Origin of the sequence: Actinospica durhamensis (genome assembly GCF_018139695.1) — a bacterium.
In the GTDB taxonomy this organism is placed as follows: Bacteria; Actinomycetota; Actinomycetes; order Streptomycetales; family Catenulisporaceae; genus Actinospica; species Actinospica durhamensis.
This window is the reverse complement of sequence record NZ_JAGSOG010000521.1, coordinates 1-2,207: the sequence shown is the minus strand read 5'-3', so window position 1 is coordinate 2,207 and position 2,207 is coordinate 1. Positions and strand designations below refer to the sequence as shown.

Genomic DNA, 2,207 nt, shown 5'->3' with positions numbered 1-2,207 from the left:
GCCCACCCCTGCCTGTCGCTGCTCATCCCCGGGTCGCCGGAAATCCCTCCAGCAGCTCGCCCCGCGCCACCAGCACCGCCGGCCCCGTCATCTCGATCCCGCCGTCCTCGTGCTCGACGATGCTCAGCACCCCGCCCGGCAGCCGCACCTCATACGCCGTCCCGGGAACCGCCCCATCCCGCCGCGCCGCGGCCACCATCGCCGCGCACGCTCCCGTGCCACACGCCCGCGTCTCCCCGACCCCGCGCTCGAACACGCGCATGTCAATCCTCTGCGGCCCGAGCGCCGCCACGAACTCGACGTTGACGCCCTCCGGATACACCTCGGCCGGGCGCAACTCAGGGCGCTGCGTCAGCGGACCGGCCTGCGCGACGTCGGAGACGAACACGACCGCGTGCGGGTTGCCCATATCGACGTTCACCGACGGCAGCCACTCGCCGTCCACCAGCACCTCGGCGCTGCCCTCCGGCCAGACCGCGCGCCCCATATCCACCGTGATGTCGCCGCCGTCCTCCGGCACCAGCACCGACTTCACGCCCCCGCGGGTGCCCACGCCGAACCGTCCCGGCTTCTGCAGCCCCTGCTCTACGAGGTAACGCGCGAAAACCCGGACGCCGTTGCCGCACATCTGCGCGATCGAACCGTCCGCGTTGCGGTAGTCCATGAACCAGTCCGCCCGCGCCGCGTCGGCCTCCCAGCCGGGCACGGCCTTCGTCGGCACGACGCGCAGCAGCCCGTCGGCACCGATCCCGGCCCGCCGATCGCAGACCGCCGCGACCCAGGCCGCGTCGGGATCGAAGGCGGCATCGGCGTCCTCGATGATGACGAAGTCGTTCTCGGCGCCGTGGCCCTTGGTGTACCGGATCATGACGCCATGCTACGCGGCGCCGCCGACAGCAGGTGAGCTACGTGGCCGCGCCGACAGCGTGCGCCGCCGCCGACACCAGATCGGCTCGATCGCGCGCGAGCCACACCGTGTCCTTCGCACGCCGGAACCACTTCTCCTGGCGCCGGGCGAACTGCCGCGTGCGCAGCGCGGTCTGGTCACGCGCCTCCTGCTCGGTGCAATGCCCGTCGAGAAAGTCCAGCACCTGCTGATATCCGAGCGCCCGACTGGCCGTCTCACCCTCGCGCAATCCCTGCGGAATTAGTCCCGCCACCTCGTCGACCAGACCGAGCTCCCACATGACGTCGACCCGCCGGGTGATGCGCTCGTCCAGCTCCGTCTTCTCCACGCCCAGCCCGACCCGCACGGCCCCCGGATAGTGCCCGCCCACCTCCGGCAACGAGGCCCGGAACGGCTCTCCGGTCAGCTGCACGACCTCGAGCGCCCGCACGATACGCCGCCCGTTCGACGGCAGGATCACCTCGGCCGATCGCGGATCCGCGGCCGCGAGCTCGGCATGCAGCGCCGCCGAACCCTCCGCCTCCAGCCGAGCCTCGAGCGCGGCACGCAGCTGCGGATCGGTCCCCGGAAAGTCGAACCCGCCCAGCACCGCGTCCACGTACAGCCCCGACCCGCCGACCAGCACCGGCACCCGCCCCGCAGCGATCAGCGCATCCGCCTCGGCCCGCGCGAGCCGCTGGTACTCGGCCACCGCCGCACGTTCGGTCACGTCCCAGATGTCGAGCAGGTGATGCGCGACGCCGCCCCGTTCGGCCTCGCCGAGCTTCGCCGTACCGATGTCCATCCCGCGGTAGAGCTGCATCGAATCCGCGTTGACCACCTCGCCGCCGAACTCCCGCGCCAACGCAATGCCCAGGTCCGACTTGCCGGCCGCAGTCGGCCCGACCACGGCGATCACGAGGGGAGATTTCACACAGGCCATTCTCCCCGGTCCGAGCCGGTGGGCGAAACCGACGTTACGGACATACGCTGGCTGATACCCGACGGTCCCGCGAGTAGAAACGAAGGGAGGCCACCGATGAACGTTCTCGACACGGCCAAAGAAAAGGCACGGGAGCTGGCCGACAAGGCGACGGACAAGGCCAGCGACCTCTCCGGCCCCGCCGGCGACGCGCTGAACTCCGCCAAAACGGCCGTCGCGCACGGCCTGGACGGCGCGAGCAAGTTCGTCGACGAGAAAACCGGCGGCAAATACGCCTCCGCGATCCACACCGGCGTGGACAAGGCCAAGGGCTTCCTCGGTCAAGGCGACCAGGCCGCTGATCAGGGAGAAAAGTCCCCCGAAGCCGACCAGCAGTCC

General features: G+C 70.9%; 3 protein-coding genes. 1 reads left to right on the top strand and 2 read right to left on the bottom strand.

The features are described 5' to 3' along the window. Positions 1-22 precede the first annotated feature (22 nt). Both dapF and miaA read right to left on the bottom strand, forming a co-directional pair. Positions 23-868 carry a diaminopimelate epimerase gene (dapF, locus tag KDL01_RS40650; protein WP_212534060.1) on the bottom strand — a complete coding sequence of 282 codons (846 nt, stop codon included), beginning with the start codon at positions 866-868 and terminating at the stop codon, positions 23-25. Between the two features lie 37 nt (positions 869-905). Beyond that, positions 906-1,820 (bottom strand): tRNA (adenosine(37)-N6)-dimethylallyltransferase MiaA, encoded by a 915-nt coding sequence (gene miaA, locus KDL01_RS40645; RefSeq protein ID WP_307846804.1) that lies wholly within the window; start codon positions 1,818-1,820, stop codon positions 906-908. Between the two features lie 105 nt (positions 1,821-1,925). Between miaA and KDL01_RS40640 the strand changes: the two genes are divergently transcribed. Then, positions 1,926-2,207: antitoxin (locus KDL01_RS40640; RefSeq protein ID WP_212534058.1), on the top strand; the 282-nt coding region annotated here is incomplete at its 3' end.